At 45.8% G+C, this 15728-nt stretch carries 14 protein-coding genes, 1 tRNA gene, 1 rRNA gene, 1 other RNA gene and 1 other annotated feature; of the genes, 3 read left to right on the top strand and 14 right to left on the bottom strand.

Annotated features, from left to right (window positions below; genetic code table 11):
• Positions 1 to 389: 389 nt before the first annotated feature.
• The 4 genes from recR to ffs all read right to left on the bottom strand — a co-directional run bounded on the left by recR (position 390) and on the right by ffs (position 3510).
• The gene (gene recR / locus H9630_RS18520; RefSeq protein WP_008497656.1) at positions 390 to 986 is read right to left on the bottom strand and encodes a recombination mediator RecR; all 597 of its coding nucleotides are present in this window, start codon (positions 984 to 986) and stop codon (positions 390 to 392) included.
• A gap of 12 nt (positions 987 to 998) precedes the next feature.
• Complete coding sequence (locus tag H9630_RS18515) at positions 999 to 1319, bottom strand: YbaB/EbfC family nucleoid-associated protein (protein ID WP_191716952.1); 321 nt, start codon at positions 1317 to 1319, stop codon at positions 999 to 1001.
• Between the two features lie 27 nt (positions 1320 to 1346).
• Positions 1347 to 3080 (bottom strand): DNA polymerase III subunit gamma/tau, encoded by a 1734-nt coding sequence (dnaX, locus tag H9630_RS18510; RefSeq protein WP_191716951.1) that lies wholly within the window; start codon positions 3078 to 3080, stop codon positions 1347 to 1349.
• Between the two features lie 164 nt (positions 3081 to 3244).
• Positions 3245 to 3510, bottom strand: an RNA gene (ffs, locus tag H9630_RS18505) — signal recognition particle sRNA large type.
• Between the two features lie 181 nt (positions 3511 to 3691).
• Here ffs and H9630_RS18500 point away from each other — a divergent pair.
• Positions 3692 to 3784 (top strand) — tRNA-Ser (locus H9630_RS18500).
• Between the two features lie 200 nt (positions 3785 to 3984).
• Here H9630_RS18500 and H9630_RS18495 read toward each other — a convergent pair.
• The 3 genes from H9630_RS18495 to H9630_RS18485 form a co-directional block, all read right to left on the bottom strand.
• On the bottom strand, positions 3985 to 4653 hold the full coding sequence (locus H9630_RS18495) for a deoxynucleoside kinase (RefSeq protein WP_191716950.1): 669 nt from the start codon (positions 4651 to 4653) through the stop codon (positions 3985 to 3987).
• A complete protein-coding gene (locus H9630_RS18490; protein ID WP_191716949.1) occupies positions 4650 to 5288 on the bottom strand; it encodes a deoxynucleoside kinase in 639 nt (212 codons plus the stop codon). The genes H9630_RS18495 and H9630_RS18490 overlap by 4 nt, the downstream gene beginning before the upstream one ends.
• A gap of 95 nt (positions 5289 to 5383) precedes the next feature.
• Complete coding sequence (locus H9630_RS18485) at positions 5384 to 6244, bottom strand: YitT family protein (protein ID WP_191716948.1); 861 nt, start codon at positions 6242 to 6244, stop codon at positions 5384 to 5386.
• Positions 6245 to 6371: 127 nt separating this feature from the next.
• Here H9630_RS18485 and tadA point away from each other — a divergent pair, with 127 nt between their 5' ends.
• On the top strand, positions 6372 to 6863 hold the full coding sequence (gene tadA, locus H9630_RS18480; RefSeq protein WP_191716947.1) for a tRNA adenosine(34) deaminase TadA: 492 nt from the start codon (positions 6372 to 6374) through the stop codon (positions 6861 to 6863).
• A gap of 12 nt (positions 6864 to 6875) precedes the next feature.
• Here tadA and H9630_RS18475 read toward each other — a convergent pair whose 3' ends face one another.
• From H9630_RS18475 to pdxS, 4 genes are all read right to left on the bottom strand, one after another.
• The gene (locus tag H9630_RS18475; protein WP_191716946.1) at positions 6876 to 7736 is read right to left on the bottom strand and encodes an alpha/beta fold hydrolase; all 861 of its coding nucleotides are present in this window, start codon (positions 7734 to 7736) and stop codon (positions 6876 to 6878) included.
• Between the two features lie 92 nt (positions 7737 to 7828).
• Positions 7829 to 9106, bottom strand: coding sequence for a serine--tRNA ligase (gene serS, locus H9630_RS18470; RefSeq protein WP_191716945.1), 1278 nt, complete (start codon positions 9104 to 9106; stop codon positions 7829 to 7831).
• A 63-nt stretch (positions 9107 to 9169) separates the two neighbouring features.
• Positions 9170 to 9376: a binding site (T-box leader), on the bottom strand.
• A gap of 32 nt (positions 9377 to 9408) precedes the next feature.
• A complete protein-coding gene (pdxT, locus tag H9630_RS18465; RefSeq protein ID WP_191716944.1) occupies positions 9409 to 10002 on the bottom strand; it encodes a pyridoxal 5'-phosphate synthase glutaminase subunit PdxT in 594 nt (197 codons plus the stop codon).
• 1 nt (position 10003) lies between these two features.
• On the bottom strand, positions 10004 to 10888 hold the full coding sequence (gene pdxS, locus H9630_RS18460) for a pyridoxal 5'-phosphate synthase lyase subunit PdxS (protein WP_191716943.1): 885 nt from the start codon (positions 10886 to 10888) through the stop codon (positions 10004 to 10006).
• Positions 10889 to 10992: 104 nt separating this feature from the next.
• On the opposite strand from pdxS, the gene pdxR reads away from it, so the two are divergent.
• Positions 10993 to 12387 carry a MocR-like pyridoxine biosynthesis transcription factor PdxR gene (gene pdxR / locus H9630_RS18455; RefSeq protein ID WP_191716942.1) on the top strand — a complete coding sequence of 465 codons (1395 nt, stop codon included), beginning with the start codon at positions 10993 to 10995 and terminating at the stop codon, positions 12385 to 12387.
• 39 nt (positions 12388 to 12426) lie between these two features.
• Here pdxR and H9630_RS18450 read toward each other — a convergent pair whose 3' ends face one another.
• From H9630_RS18450 to rrf, 3 genes are all read right to left on the bottom strand, one after another.
• Positions 12427 to 13767: a serine hydrolase gene (locus H9630_RS18450; protein WP_191716941.1), complete on the bottom strand. Its 1341-nt coding sequence runs from the start codon at positions 13765 to 13767 to the stop codon at positions 12427 to 12429.
• A 128-nt stretch (positions 13768 to 13895) separates the two neighbouring features.
• Complete coding sequence (gene guaB, locus H9630_RS18445; protein WP_191716940.1) at positions 13896 to 15359, bottom strand: IMP dehydrogenase; 1464 nt, start codon at positions 15357 to 15359, stop codon at positions 13896 to 13898.
• Positions 15360 to 15654: 295 nt separating this feature from the next.
• A 5S ribosomal RNA gene (rrf, locus tag H9630_RS18975) occupies positions 15655 to 15728 on the bottom strand; the annotation flags it as partial.

Raw genomic sequence — 15728 nt, 5'->3', positions numbered from 1 at the left:
TTGCGCGGGCCGCGTTCAACGGCCGTTGCTGTATGTTGACGTTTTGCTGTTCAGTTTTCAAGGTTCAAGTTGTTTGCTGTCGTTCTTGACGACTCCTATGATATTAAAGCATATTATCCAAACTGTCAACACTTTTGGGAAATAAAATTATATTTATAAAACATTCCTTCTGAACCGCTCTTTCCCTTCTATAGGAAGAGTTTAAAAAAGAAGGCAAGTTAAACGGCTCTGTAAAGCCATTCTACTTGACTCCTCTTTCTCTTCAAAGCATTCTTCTTTTCGCTCAGGACTAATCTTACTTGCCAGACTATTATATGCCGAACATAATAAATCAGAATATTTCCCAATTTATTAAATGCCTATAATCTCTATTCCGGCTCTTCTTTCTATTAAAGCTCGCGCCGGCCTTCCAAAGCTTTTGACAACGTCACTTCGTCTGCATACTCCAAATCGCCGCCTACCGGAAGACCGTGGGCAATCCGTGTAGTCTTGATTCCTGATGGCCTTACCAGACGGGAAATATACATCGCTGTCGCTTCGCCTTCGATCGTCGGATTCGTTGCCAAGATCAATTCCTCTACTTCTTCGTCCTGAAGACGCTTCAGCAAGGATGGTACGTTGATATCTTCCGGACCAATGCCATCCATTGGAGAAATAGCACCCTGCAAAACATGGTACAAGCCTTTGTAATCGCGCATCTTCTCCATTGCGATGACATCTTTCGGATCCTGCACCACACAAATCGTCGTGCGGTCGCGCTGCTGATCCTGGCAGATATGGCAAGGGTCCACATCAGTAATATGGCCGCACACCGAGCAGAAACTTAAATTCCGCTTTGCATCCACAAGAGCTTTAGCAAAATCAAGCACGGTGTCTTCCTTCATGCCAAGCACAAAAAATGCCAGCCGGGCTGCTGTTTTTGGCCCGATCCCTGGCAATTTCATAAAACTCTCCATTAATTTCGAAATGGGTTCTGGATAATGCATCTGGTTTACCTCCTAGAACATGCCCGGGAGATTTAAGCCCTTCGTGAATTTCCCCATTGTGGAATTCGCATGTTCATCCGCTTTTTTAAACGCTTCGTTTGTCGCTACGATCAACAGATCCTGCAGCATTTCAACATCTTCCGGGTCTACGACTGTTGGATCCAATACAACATCCAATACTTCTTTGTGGCCGGATACAGTGACTTTGACCATACCGCCGCCAGCTGCTCCTTCGAACTTCAATGTACCAAGCTCTTCTTGAGCAATCGCCATCTCTTTTTGCATTTTTTGCATTTGCTTCATCATGCCTTGCATATTTCCTCCACCGCGCATAATTAGTTCCTCCTTAGAATTTTCATTTTAATCGTCATGAACTTCGACAAAGTCTTTTCCGAAAAGACGTTCGGCTTCTGAGATGAACGGATCTTCTTCCGCCACTGCCCCTTCACCCGAAAACGGATTTTCTTCTTCAGCCTCTGACTGTTTTTCTTCAGTGCCCGCTTTCAATCCGCTCTTTTTAATAAACTCTTCACGGATCTTCAGCCAACTGGCATCCGGAACAAAAACCGGCGTATAAGCTTTGCCTGCATACTGTTCCAGCAACTGGCTGAAAGTTGCGGCAAACGTCTGGTTTTCGGAAGCCATCTGGCAATGAATATCATACTTGAATTTTAACACAAATGCATCTGCTGATGCCGCTACCGGCTCTGCATCATTCAATAAAGCCGAATGCGATCGCTGCAATTGGTTCATGACTGTCGCCCAATTGGTTTTGATTGCTTGAATATCCACTTTGGTCGCATTTTTCAAAACATCCTGAATGCGTCCCGTCGGTATTTTAAAGCTGCTTTGCACACGCTGGCGTTTTTTCTGCTCGGCTGGTGCCGCCGCTGCGCCGCTGCCGGCCCCATTCTGTACTTGCTGCTGCAATTCGCGCACCAGGTTTTCCAACTGGATGACTTTCGCTTCCAGTTCGGGTGACACTGCAGAAGCCGTGCTTTGGACCGGCACATCCGCCTGCGCCATTTTCAGTAAGGCTGTTTCCATATAAATTTTCGTATGGTTGGAAAAACGCATTTCCTGCTGTGTCTTGGATAGAATATCAATCCAAGTGTACAGCGTCGCCGGTTCAAATCGCTTGGCCAGCTCTTCAAAACGCGGTTCATGCGTCGCCAACTCCAACATATCGTGAAGGTCTGGCGCCGTCTGGATCAACAAGAGATCACGGAAGAAGGTGATGAAATCCTCAACCAGCCGCACGGGGTCTTTGCCGTCGCGCACCAATTGCTCCAACAGAGTCAACGCCTGTCCGATATCTTTGGCAAGCAATGCTTCAGCGATTCCATAGAACATATCCTGGCTGATGGAACCCGTAACCAGCAATGCGTCTTCAATCGTCATTTCATCGCCGCTGAAAGATACTACTTGATCCAACAGACTGAGTGCATCACGCATCCCACCTGCTGCAGCTTGAGCAATTATTTTAAGCACTTGTTCGTTATAAGGAATCTGTGCATCCGTCAACACTTCCACCATACGCGCAACAATGTCTACTTGTGTATGCGACTTAAAATCAAAGCGCTGGCAGCGGGAAATGATCGTCAACGGCAATTTATGCGGCTCTGTCGTTGCCAAAATGAAGACCACGTGTTCCGGCGGTTCTTCCAATGTTTTCAGCAACGCGTTAAACGCACTGTTCGACAGCATGTGCACTTCATCGATGATGTAGATCTTGAAGCGGGAATTCGCCGGTGAAAACCGGACTTTCTCAATAATCTCCCGCATTTCTTCGACACGGGAATTGGAAGCCGCGTCAAATTCGATGACGTCGGTATTTGACCCTTCATTGATGCTCTTGCAGGAAGCACATTCGTTGCACGGCTCCGACGCCGGCGCCTGCTCACAGTTTAATGCTTTGGCAAATATCTTCGCTGCACTGGTCTTCCCTGTCCCTCTCGGCCCCGAAAACAAATAAGCATGTGTTGTCTTATTGTAAAGCAGAGCATTTTGAAGAGTTTGTTTGACATGCGTCTGACCTGTCATTTCAGAAAAGGACTGTGGTCTGTAAACACGGTAAAAAGCTTGATACGCCAACTTGTTCTCTCCTTTTGAAGAATCTGTTTTTCGTCCCTTTATTGTATCATAAAAAGCCGGTTCTCTTGAATGATTTCCCTGTACAGGAGAGGATGATTCCGTGAATAAAACAATAAAAAACCTGCCCGCTCAAGAGCGGACAGGTTTGAATTTAAAGATTATTGCCGTGCACCTTTCTTCGACTGCTGCACATAAGCGTTACCCTTGTCGTTGGCTCGATCTAGGCGATCCCGCGGCACATGGAATGTTCCACTTAATGCTGCTTCCTTCCGGACCTGACATGGTTCATGGGATTCCATTGCGCAGGACCCAGATGTCAACACTACGTGCAAGAGGCAGACCTTACATGCAAACAGCCTCAGAAAGGAATTCAGTCCTGCTAAAGCGGATTGCAGGTTACAGGACACCGCTATCTTCCCACCTAGCACGGCATTTACTAGTATACGAATGATTTGTTAAAAAATCAATCAGTAACCTTCCTTAAATCTTAATTTCTTTTTAATCGAGCATATTTCCGGGTGCAGATCGGTTTTTCATTAATTTTTTATAAAAAAGAGAATAATGGTTGACATCCATTATTCATCCATGATAAATTAATTCATGTCCAATACGGAGGAATACCCAAGTTTGGCTGAAGGGATCGGTCTTGAAAACCGACAGGGGAGTCAAATCCCGCGGGGGTTCGAATCCCTCTTCCTCCTCCATTTTTTGAATTTACACGCGCATATAAATTCGAGATTGGATTCGTTACGTATGTAACGAATTTTTCTTAAAACTTGTATGTCTGATTATTTCGATATAGAGTACCGGAAGGCTTCGGCTTTCCGGTTTTTTCATGTCCATTTTTTCGTATTACCCGGGAAATAAAACAAAACCCTTGAGCAAAAAATGCCCAAGGGTTTCTTTATTTGCGCAGAATAGAAGTTTGCTTCATAAAACTGCCGATACGCTCAACGATTTGCTCGGAGCAGTCCGGATTGTTCATCAAATCGTAATCGTTGATGTTCAAACGGAGAACTGGACAGCCATTGAAGGAATTGATCCAGTTTTCATAGCGCTGATGCATTTCCAGCCAATAGTCCACTGGTGTCTGCTGCTCCATCACACGGCCGCGCTCCTGAATGCGGGAAAGAATGTCTTCAATCGAACCCTCCAGATAAATCAGCAAGTCTGGGTGTGGGAAATAAGGTGTCATCACCATTGCTTCAAACAAGTTCGTGTACGTCTCGTAATCCACGTTGTTCATTGTGCCTTTTTCCCAATGCATCTTCGCAAAAATTCCGGTATCTTCATAAATCGAGCGGTCCTGGATAAATCCGCCGCCGTATTCAAACATCCGCTTCTGCTCTTTAAAGCGTTCTGCCAAGAAATAAATCTGCAAATGGAAGCTCCATTTCTCAAAATCATCGTAGAACAAATCCAAATATGGATTGGTATCGACATTTTCAAATGAAGTCCGGAATTGCAAGGCATCTGCCAAGGCTTTCGTCATTGTAGATTTCCCGACACCCACTGTGCCGGCTATTGTAATTACTGCATTCTGTGGAATGCCGTATTTTTCTCGTAAATTCATAAAGTCAAACTCCTCTTTTGTAAAGTTCCATCCACTTTATCTAAAATCAGCTGAAGATCGCCGCTGTTTTGGACAAAATCGATTTCGTCCCCATTGAAACGCAACACTGGAATTTCAGGATGCTCACGCTCAAAGCGTTCGATGAACTCGTGGTAATCGGCTGCCAACTGCTCCATATAGTCCGGCGTGATCATCTGCTCAAATTCACGACCACGCAATTTGATGCGTTTCATCAATGTATCCAGACTGGCATGCAGGTAAATAACCATATTCGGTTTCGGCATATCCACCGTCAAGATTTTATAGATAGCTTCATACTTGGCGTACTCAGCTTCCGGCAATGTGCGTTTTGCGAAAATCAGGTTTTTAAAGATATGGTAATCGGCGACGACCGGTTCCTGTTTGGAAATGAACTTCTTCTGGATATCGGCCAATTGCTTATAGCGATTGCACAAAAAGAACATTTCTGTCTGGAAGCTCCACTCTTCTATGTCTTCGTAGAATTTATTTAAAAACGGGTTTTCGTCTACTATTTCTTTTAACAGTTGAAATTGATTTTGATCGGCGAGCGCTTTCGTCAACGAAGTCTTGCCTACCCCAATCGGACCTTCTACCGTGATGAATGGCACCGGCATGTGAAGTCCTCCTTTTTCGATTCAAGTAAATTGCAATGCCATTTATTTTAACACACCAACTCGGTTAAAAGTAGAGTGGAAAATCGACAGTTTGTTTAATGGATCGCCGCTTTAAATGTTCCGCCATGCACTTCCTGGGTATCCATAATCGTCAAAAAGGCTTTGGAATCAATGTCTGCTACAATTTGTTTCAGTTTGGTGATTTCCAGACGGGTGACCACTACATAAATGATGTCTTTCGGAGAGTTCAAATAACCGCCTTTGCCATGCAGTTTAGTGAAACTGCGGCCCAGCCGGTCATTGATGGCCAACCCGATTTCTTCGTATTCTTCCGAGATGATCAGCACAGCTTTTGTATCATCCAAGCCCTGTATGACGACATCAATCGTCTTGGAAGCAATATAGTAGGTCAGAACCGAATACATAGCCTGTTCGATCCCAAGGACAAATGCGGCCCACCCAAAAATGAAGACGTTAAAGAACATGACAAACTCACCAATCGAAAACGGCAATTTTTTCGTCAGCAAAATCCCTAAAATCTCCGTTCCGTCAAGCGCTCCGCCGTTGCGGATGACAAGCCCGACACCGGCTCCCAGAAGCAGACCGCCGAATATAGTAGCCAGCAGCGGATCTTCCACGAAAGGTTCGATCCGATGTAAAGGTATTTCAATCAAGGCCAATGCCACAATGGCAAAAATGGAAGAAATAAAAAAATTGCGGCCAATATGCTTGTAGCCGAAATAAAGAAAAGGCAAATTAATGATGACCAGCAATATCCCAAAAGGAACTACCGTCAAATAATCCACGATCAAAGAAATTCCGATAATCCCGCCATCGATGATGGAATTCGGCACCAGGAACAATTCAATGGCAGCAGCGGCCATCGCAGCGCCAAGGATGATGAAAATATAGCGGATTGTAAAATGAAGCGGTTTTTCCTTTTTATGCTGTTTCACCTATACTTTCACTCCCTGTCTTTTTGTTTCTTTATTTTACGCTTTTCAATGATTTTTGTCTGCCTGCATTTTCCCGTTCTGTTTGCAGGCCGGAAAATGCTACACTAGAACTAAGGAGCGATGCATCATGAACGGAATGGAAAAAGATCATTTTTATATGGGATTAGCAATTGAAGAAGCGCAAAAAGCCGCAGCTAAAGGAGAAGTTCCGATTGGTGCTGTCGTTGTCTATCAGGACCAAGTGATAGCGCGCGCCCATAATTTGAGGGAAACGACACAAAATGCGGTCACCCATGCGGAACTATTGGCGATTCAAGAAGCCTGCCAGCACCTTGGCAACTGGCGGCTGGAAGATACAAAGATTTACGTAACATTAGAGCCTTGCCCGATGTGTGCAGGGGCTATCCTGCAATCCCGGATTCCACACGTCATCTACGGTGCTCGCGATGCAAAAGCCGGCAGTGTGGATTCTTTATACCGTTTATTGAACGACGACCGGTTCAATCATCAATGCCAAGTAACCGAGAACGTCCTCGCCGATGAATGCGGCCAGTTATTGACCCAATTTTTCCGAAACCTTCGGGAAATCAAAAAACAAAAGCGGAAAACCCAATTATAGGGTCTTCCGCTTTTATTCGTTGATGAATTGATCGATCAACCGATTGACGATGTCGGGCTGCTCGTGCTGAATCCAGTGGGTTGCTTCCCCGACAAACGCCAAATTGACTTCTTCACAAAAAGACATGCTTTCTTTTGCCAGCATGGGAGACAGGAACTGGTCACCCAATCCCCAGATGATCCTGACCGGCACTTTGATTTTTGTTTCCGGAATTTGACGGAAGCTCCCGCGCCGGATGGCCCGATACCAATTGAGCATGGCTGTCAGGGCATCGGATTGCGACCACGCTGCTTTGTATTGTTCCATTTCATGCGGTGAAAATGTATTCTTTTTGCTGGTCTGCTCAATGCTTTGTTGCATCGTTTTAAACTCTCCCATACCGAGAGCCTTTTCAGGCAGATTGGGCAGCTGGAAAAATGCAATGTAAGAGCTCTTCATCCATTGCAGGGGATTTTTCTTCAATACCCGCGGCATGGCTTTCGGATGCGGGATATTCAGGACGATCAGTTTGTCTACATATTCTGGGTGTGTTGCCGCCAAATGCCAGGCGACTGCCCCTCCCCAGTCATGTCCGATGACAATGGCCGACTCTTTTTTGAAATGCTCGATGATGCCGATGACGTCATCCCGCAAATGGTCGACCGTGTAATTATCGATTCCTTCTGGCTTGTCGCTTAAATTATAGCCGCGCTGGTCAGGTGCCACTACCCGGTACCCTTTTTCCGCCAGCGGCTGAATTTGATTTTTCCAGCCAAACCAAAATTCCGGAAAGCCATGCAACAAGACAACCAATAGTCCATCTTCAGGCCCGGCCACAGCAACATGGAGATTGATGCCGTTCGACTCCAGGAATTGAAAGTTCACGTTTTCCATCTAACAAACCCCCTTCACAAATGCTCTTTATCTACTCCTTACCCTTTTATCAAAATAAAAGACTCAAAAGCAAAGTGCTTTTGAGCCTTTTTTTATTTAGTGATGATCTTTTTGCCGCCCATATAAGGCTGCAGCACTTCAGGGATCTTGATTGATCCATCTTCCTGCTGGCAATTTTCAAGCAATGCCGCCACAGTCCGGCCGATTGCCAGTCCGCTGCCGTTTAAGGTATGGACAAACTCAGGTTTGCCGGTTGCTTCCCGGCGGAATTTGATGTTTGCACGTCTTGCCTGGAAATCTTCAAAATTACTGCAAGATGAAATTTCCCGGTACGTTTCTTGGCTTGGGATCCATACTTCGATGTCGTATTTCTTGGCAGCTGTAAAGCCAAGGTCTGCGGTGCACATTTTCAGTACGCGGTATGGCAATCCAAGAAGCTGAAGCACTTTTTCAGCATGGCCTGTCAATTTTTCTAATTCATCATAAGAATCTTCAGGCTTCACAAAGCGCACCAGTTCGACTTTATTGAATTGATGCTGTCTGATTAATCCACGTGTGTCGCGCCCCGCAGAACCCGCTTCAGAACGGAAATTTGAGCTGTAAGAAGCAAAGGCTTGCGGCAGCATATCCGCTGTCAGGATCTCATCACGATAGAAGTTCGTCACCGGTACTTCAGATGTCGGAATCAGGAAATAATCCTCTTTTTCGATCAGAAAAGCATCTTCTTCAAATTTCGGCAATTGGCCGGTACCGGTCAAGCTTTCACGGTTGACCATATACGGCGGCAGCATTTCTTCATAGCCATGCTCTTCCTGGTGAAGATCCATCATGAAGTTGATCAATGCGCGCTCTAATCGTGCGCCAAGTCCGCGGTAAAAAACAAAGCGGCTTCCTGTTACTTTTGCTGCACGTTCAAAATCAATGATGTTTAAATCCGTGCCCAGATCCCAATGCGGTTTTACTTCGAAATTGAATTTCGGCTTGTCTCCCCACGTGCGGATTTCTTCATTATCATCTTCAGAATCGCCGAACGGGACGCTGTCATGCGGAATGTTCGGGACACGCATCATGATGTAGTGGAGGCTTTCTTCCACTTCACGCAGTTCTTCATCAATAGCTTTGATGTTATCGCCGACTTCACGCATTTTTGCAATGGCTTCATCCGCATTTTCTTTTGCCCGTTTCATGGCAGCAATGTTTTGAGAAACTTCATTGCGTTCTGCCTTCAATTTTTCAGTCTGCGCGATCAATTCACGCCGTTTCAAATCCAATCCTTCAAAATCATCCAGTACAGAAATATCTTCTCCGCGTTTCGCCAGCTTGGCTTTTACTTCTTCAAAATTCGCACGTACAAAACGAATATCCAACATACTTGTTTCCTCCTAAAATATGATTAATAAAAAAAGACAACAAAAATAGCCCCCATCCCTTGGTAAAGGGACGAGAGCTACCCGCGTTGCCACCCTGATTGATCGGCAAAAGCCAATCCTCTTCATCACATAACGGCATTAAAACCGGCAATGGCTTTTTTCGCCATGCAACTCCGGGACGGATTCAAACGCGTTTTTCACCGGTTCGCACCAACCACCGGCTCTCTTTGGAAAAACAATCGTTTTACTACTTCCCATCAACGTTTCGTCTTTGAAATTAATCATACTTTACTATAAATTGCTTAATTTGGCAAGGGAAAGCCTGACCTACTGGGAATCATGCTTAAAAAGTACGCCGTAATGCGATGGTCTTCCGTCAGTTCCGGATGAAAAGAACAACCCAAAAACTGGCCGCTTTTTGCCATGACGATTCTTCCATCATGAACACATAATACTTCCGCAGATGGTCCGGCACTGACGATATGCGGAGCGCGGATAAAGACGGCATCAAATGCTCCGTCCAAACCTTTGATTTCAAGCGGTGCTTCAAAACTGTCCACTTGCCGTCCGAATGAATTTCGCTCTACCGCGACATCCATAACGCCAAGATGCGGTTCTTCGTAACCAACTACTGTTTTTGCCAATAAAATCAGCCCGGCGCATGTCCCGAACATCGGCTTTCCGCTTTCGGCAAAATCCCGCAATGGCTGCATCATTCCATACCGATCAATCAGACGGCGCATGGCGGTACTTTCGCCGCCAGGCAAAATCAAGGCGTCCAGCGTTTCGAGGTCTTTCGGCCATTTTACCAAAACGCCCTCCGCTCCGCATGCCTCAATGGATTGAAGATGCTCGCGAACAGCGCCCTGCAAAGCAAGAACTCCTATTCGTTTCATTTTACCAGCCCCGCTCCTGCATGCGCTCGCCTGCAGCAATGGTTGAGATTTCAATCCCTTTCATGGCAATGCCCAAGTCTTTTGAAAGCTCCGCAATCAATTTATAGTCCTGGTAATGCGTAGTGGCTTCGACAATCGCACGGGCAAATCGTTCGGGATTATCAGATTTGAAGATTCCAGATCCAACGAATACACCGTCAGCCCCCAATTCCATCATCAATGCCGCATCCGCCGGAGTCGCTACGCCACCAGCAGCAAAATTGACAACCGGCAAGCGGCCCAAACGCTTCACTTCTTTCAAGAATTCATAAGAAGCTCCAAGATTGCGCGCTTCCGTCATCAACTCATCTTCACTCATGGTAATCACTTTTCTCACTTCTGCATTCACTTGGCGCAAATGACGGACCGCTTCGACAATATTACCAGTGCCCGGCTCACCTTTCGTGCGCAGCATGGATGCCCCTTCACCGATTCGGCGCGCTGCTTCTCCCAAGTTGCGGCAACCGCAAACGAACGGCACCGTGTATTGATTCTTCAGCAGATGGAACTCTTCATCAGCCGGTGTCAGCACTTCACTTTCATCAATATAGTCAACACCCATCGCTTCCAGGATGCGGGCTTCTACGATATGGCCAATACGGGCTTTTGCCATAACCGGAATCGAGACGGTTCTCATCACTTCTTCCGTTATGCGCGGATCTGCCATGCGCGCTACTCCACCATCTCTGCGGATGTCAGATGGCACCCGTTCCAATGCCATGACAGCAGTTGCCCCTGCAGCTTCGGCGATGCGTGCCTGTTCCGCATTGACGACATCCATGATGACGCCGCCTTTTTGCATTTCAGCCATTCCTCTTTTTACACGGTCTGTTCCTTGCTCACTCATTTATTAATTCCCCCTATTTGTTAATAAATTCAGTATAATAAAGATTGACCATATAAAAAGACTCAGTTCTAATCATTTCAATAGGGTCAGTTGGAGGAAGTCAAATGGATATGCTCATGTTTCAACTTCAAAAACAATTACAAATTCCATTATATGAACAGCTATACCGGGAAATAAAAAAAGCCATCATTGAGGGCAGCATACAGGTCGATACCAAATTGCCGAGCAAACGGAAATTGGCCGATTATCTGCAAATCAGCCAAACCACTGTGGAACTTGCCTATTCCCAGCTTGTGGCCGAAGGATTTATCGAATCACGCCCGCGCAAAGGATTTTATGCCCAGCCGGTTGAAGAACTTGCCTATTTGGATATTCCGCAAGACGAGCCGGTCGCAAAAGAAGTTATTTCCTACAAAGTGGATTTCAACTCGGCAAGCATTGATACCCGCTCGTTTCCCTTTTCCACATGGCGTAAATTGGCCCGTGACATTCTTGATGAGTCAAGCCAGGAATTGCTATTATCCGGCCATCCTCAGGGTGATGATGCCCTGCGCCAGGAAATTGCCCGTTATTTGTACCAGTCGCGCGGGGTCGTCTGCGATGCTGAGCAAATCGTGATCGGTTCCGGTACTGAACAGTTGCTGCCGCTGCTGATCCGACTTCTTGATAAAACACTTGTGTTTGGCTATGAGAATCCGGGTTATGCATTGACGCACAGCATTTTTAATCATCATGACCGCCAATCGGTTCCCATTGAACTGGATCCCGATGGCATCAACGTCAGCGAACTGGAAGCATCCAATGTGGACGTCGCTTATGTTACACCCTCCCATCAGTTTCCATCCGGCTCTGTCTTAAGCGCCACCAAACGGGCGCAATTGCTCAATTGGGCAGCTGCTAAACCGGAACGCTACATCATCGAAGACGATTACGACAGCGAATTCCGGTATACCAGCCGGCCAATCCCAGCTTTGCAAAGTATGGATCGGAGCGACCGGGTCATCTACCTCAGCACATTTTCAAAATCATTGATGCCTTCTTTGCGACTCGCCTATATGGTCCTCCCTAAACGGTTGCTGCGGGCGTACCGGCAAACCTTTCTTCATTACTCTTCATCGGTACCGAGGCACGACCAGCAACTGGTTGCAACGTTCATGAAAGAGGGGCATTTCGCACGCCACTTGAACCGCATGCGCAAACTGTACCAGAAAAAAATTAAACAGCTAAGCGCTTCATTAGCTCCGTACGCGCCAACTGTCATGGTCTCCGGAGAACAGGCCGGCATGCACATCGTCTTGACCGTTCAAACAACGCTTACTGAAAAAGAGCTAGTCACACGAGCTCAAGAGGCCGGGATCCGCGTCACAGGAATGGAATCGTATGACGTCCATAAAAAAGACAGTGTCCAGCCCCAAATTGTGCTTGGATTCGGCGGCCTGTCGGAAAAAGAAATCCGCTCCGGCATTACTGAATTGATGTCTTGCTGGGGAATCCATTGAAAAAAGCCGGCCATCCTTTTGGATGACCGGCTTTCCTTATTAAAATAATCCTTTTACAAAGCCACCGGCATCGTCCCATAGAGAAGACAAGAACCCTCCTACGCTGCGCATTGATAAAGATACCCAGCTGGCGCGTTCTACAGATTCAGTCGTAGCCACTTCAATGTCTTTGGCGCTGCCGCTTAAATAACCGTATTCGGTTCCGTCTGCTTTCGCAATTTTTACGGTTCCAATTACTGCATCTTTTTCTACAGCAGCTTCAAGTTTGCCATTCTGGACAACGGAGTCATCCAACAGCAATTCCGGTTGATACAATTCTTTATCAGCTGTCCGGATCATCATCGTCACTGGCTCTTTGACGGCTACCGCCACTGCTTCTTCCACGCCGTTTTCAACAGGCAAAGTTTCCTGTCCTTCAAACTGATAGCCGGCAGGAATGATTTCCTCGGTTGTGAATTGCCCAAAACCAAAGTCCATCAAGGCGCGTGTCGCGTCAAAACGAGCTTTATAAGAACCGGCCCCTTCATTGTCCACAGCCCCCATTACGACTGCGATCAACCGGGTATCTTCACGTTTCGCTGTTCCTGCAAACGAATAGCCTGCGAAATCCGTGCTTCCGGTTTTCAGACCATCCATGCCTTCGTATTCATAAATCAAGCCAGGCAACATTGAATTCCAGTTTTGCATGCGTGTTTCATCTGCCGTTCCTTCGCGGAACATCATCACTGGAACTTTTGTCGTGTTCAGCACTTCGGGATAATCATTCAGCAGGATTTTCGTCAGTTTCGCCACTGACCGTGCCGGCATCATGTTTTCATCGGTCTTTTTGGTGCCTTCTGGATGCATATCCATAAGGCTCGAATTGCTGAGGCCAGTCGAATTAACGAACGTTGTTTCTTCCAAGCCCATTTCCTCAGCTTTGTCATTCATCAACCGAACGAATTCACTTTCCGTACCGGCAATTGTTTCAGCAATGCCGATTGTTGCAGCGTTGGCTGAGAAAATAGCCATTGCTTCATACAGTTCTTTTATTGTATAAGAACCATCTTGGCGGAATGGCACATTGCTCAAGCGCATGTCCTGAGAAATTTGGTAGGCATAATCCGTTACTTGATATTCCTGTTCCCATTTAATTCGGCCGTCTTCGATTGCTTCAAATAATAAGTACTCAGTCATCATTTTGGTCATGCTGGCTACCCCTAAAGGCTTTCCGGCATTCTTTTCGTAGAGGATCTTGCCACTTTCAGCATCCACCAAAATTGCAGCTTCCGCCATTATATGTAACGATTCTTCCGCTTGTGCTTGCTGCGGAACAATTGCAGTCAAAGTCAAAATTGCCATTAAAGCCATCAATAAACCTTTATTAAAAACTTTTTTCACTTGGATAACTACCTCCGTTTATAATATTCCACATGCTATTCTACCATATTCTCCAGACCCAAAAATGCAAACATGAAAAAAGCACCTTTTCCGTCATAAGATTGACCGAAAAGGTGCTGAGAAGTCGATTAAATTGAGTAGTTAGGAGACTCTTTGGTGATTTGTACGTCATGCGGATGGCTTTCGCGCAAACCGGCACCTGTCATGCGGATAAATTGTGCTTCATCACGCAAAGTCTCTAAATCTTTTGTTCCGCAATAGCCCATTCCGGCACGGATACCGCCAAGTAATTGGTGAATGGTATCAGAAAGTGGTCCTTTGTAAGGCAAGCGCCCTTCGATGCCTTCTGGAACCAATTTTTTTGCATCATCTTGGAAGTAACGGTCTTTTGAGCCTTTTTCCATTGAAGCGATTGATCCCATGCCACGGTAAGTTTTAAAACGACGTCCTTGGAAGATTTCAGTATCTCCCGGGCTTTCAGTTGTCCCTGCCAGCAAACTGCCCAGCATAACTACGTGGCCGCCTGCTGCCAATGCTTTAATGATGTCTCCGGAATACTTGATCCCTCCATCAGCAATGATGGCTTTGCCATACTTGCGAGCTTCTGTTGCACAATCATAAACAGCTGTAATCTGAGGGACACCCACGCCTGCTACAACGCGTGTTGTACAGATGGAACCCGGTCCAATTCCGACTTTTACTACATCAGCTCCGGCTTCGATCAACGCTTTGGTTCCAGTAGCCGTAGCTACGTTTCCTGCAATGATTGTCAGTTCCGGATACTCAGCACGAATCTGTTTAACCATGCCCAAAACGCCTTCTGAATGGCCGTGAGCTGTGTCTAACACAATCACGTCAACAGAAGCCTTCACCAGATGCTCGACGCGTTTCATTGTGTCTGAAGTGACGCCTACGGCTGCTCCTGCCAATAATCGGCCGTGCTCATCTTTAGCAGCATTCGGGAATTCAATCACTTTCTCAATATCCTTAATGGTAATCAACCCTTTAAGAAGGCCATTGCCATCAACAATCGGCAATTTTTCGATCTTGTATTGCTGCAGAATTTTTTCTGCATCTTCTAAAGTTGTTCCTACCGGAGCAGTGACCAATTGTTCTTTAGTCATGACATCGTCAATCTTTAAAGAATAGTCCTGGATAAAGCGCAAATCACGGTTTGTGATGATCCCGACAAGTGTAAGATCGTCTTCGTTCTTGACAATCGGAACACCTGAAATGCGGTATTTGCCCATTAGATGTTCTGCATCATAGACTTGATGTTCAGGAGTTAAGAAGAAAGGATCTGTAATAACGCCATTTTCTGAACGCTTTACAGTAACAACCTGTTCCGCTTGTTCTTCGATGCTCATATTCTTGTGAATAATTCCTAATCCACCCTGACGAGCCATTGCAATTGCCATTTTAGCTTCCGTTACTGTATCCATGCCTGCACTGATCACTGGAATTTTCAACTTAAGTTTTGGTGTTAATTCAACAGCCAAATCGATATCTTTCGGTAAAACCTCCGAATGAGCTGGTACAAGCAATACATCATCAAACGTTAAGCCTTCTTTTACAAATTTTGATTCCCACATAAGTAGACGCGCCTCCTGCTTCCTTTTAAATATTATTGTAAGGTTATCAGCGTCCATATAGTGTGTCAAGAAACTACGAAAAGAAAAAGTATTTCGAATAATTAATTTCATTTGTTTTAGGGTCGTTAGGAACGCTGTTTAAACAATTACTTACAAACTGCATCATCTTCTATGTCGAATGGGATGCATATTGGATGGCCGGTGTTACTCTGATAATTTTTTAGGCTTTCCTATACTTCTTTCAAATAAACAAAAAAAGCCGTTACCGGAATCGGTAACGACTTTCTTTCATTGTGCCCAGCGACGTCTTACTCTCACAGGGGGAGACCCCCAACTACCATCAGCGCAAAAGAGCTTAACTTCCGTGTT

It is taken from the genome of Planococcus wigleyi (assembly GCF_014836985.1).
Classification (GTDB): Bacteria; Bacillota; Bacilli; order Bacillales_A; family Planococcaceae; genus Planococcus; species Planococcus notacanthi.
Note: the sequence above shows the minus strand (reverse complement) of the source record. Positions and strands in the feature narration are given on the sequence as shown.

Excerpts from the sequence above, each read along its gene's own strand:
- recR (WP_008497656.1), bottom strand. The coding sequence starts at position 986 with ATGCATTATCCAGAACCCATTTCGAAATTAATGGAGAGTTTTATGAAA.
- H9630_RS18515 (WP_191716952.1), bottom strand. The coding sequence starts at position 1,319 with ATGCGCGGTGGAGGAAATATGCAAGGCATGATGAAGCAAATGCAAAAA.
- H9630_RS18495 (WP_191716950.1), bottom strand. The coding sequence starts at position 4,653 with ATGAATTTACGAGAAAAATACGGCATTCCACAGAATGCAGTAATTACA.
- H9630_RS18490 (WP_191716949.1), bottom strand. The coding sequence starts at position 5,288 with ATGCCGGTGCCATTCATCACGGTAGAAGGTCCGATTGGGGTAGGCAAG.
- tadA (WP_191716947.1), top strand. The coding sequence starts at position 6,372 with ATGAACGGAATGGAAAAAGATCATTTTTATATGGGATTAGCAATTGAA.
- H9630_RS18475 (WP_191716946.1), bottom strand. The coding sequence starts at position 7,736 with ATGGAAAACGTGAACTTTCAATTCCTGGAGTCGAACGGCATCAATCTC.
- serS (WP_191716945.1), bottom strand. The coding sequence starts at position 9,106 with ATGTTGGATATTCGTTTTGTACGTGCGAATTTTGAAGAAGTAAAAGCC.
- pdxT (WP_191716944.1), bottom strand. The coding sequence starts at position 10,002 with ATGAAACGAATAGGAGTTCTTGCTTTGCAGGGCGCTGTTCGCGAGCAT.
- pdxS (WP_191716943.1), bottom strand. The coding sequence starts at position 10,888 with ATGAGTGAGCAAGGAACAGACCGTGTAAAAAGAGGAATGGCTGAAATG.
- pdxR (WP_191716942.1), top strand. The coding sequence starts at position 10,993 with ATGGATATGCTCATGTTTCAACTTCAAAAACAATTACAAATTCCATTA.
- guaB (WP_191716940.1), bottom strand. The coding sequence starts at position 15,359 with ATGTGGGAATCAAAATTTGTAAAAGAAGGCTTAACGTTTGATGATGTA.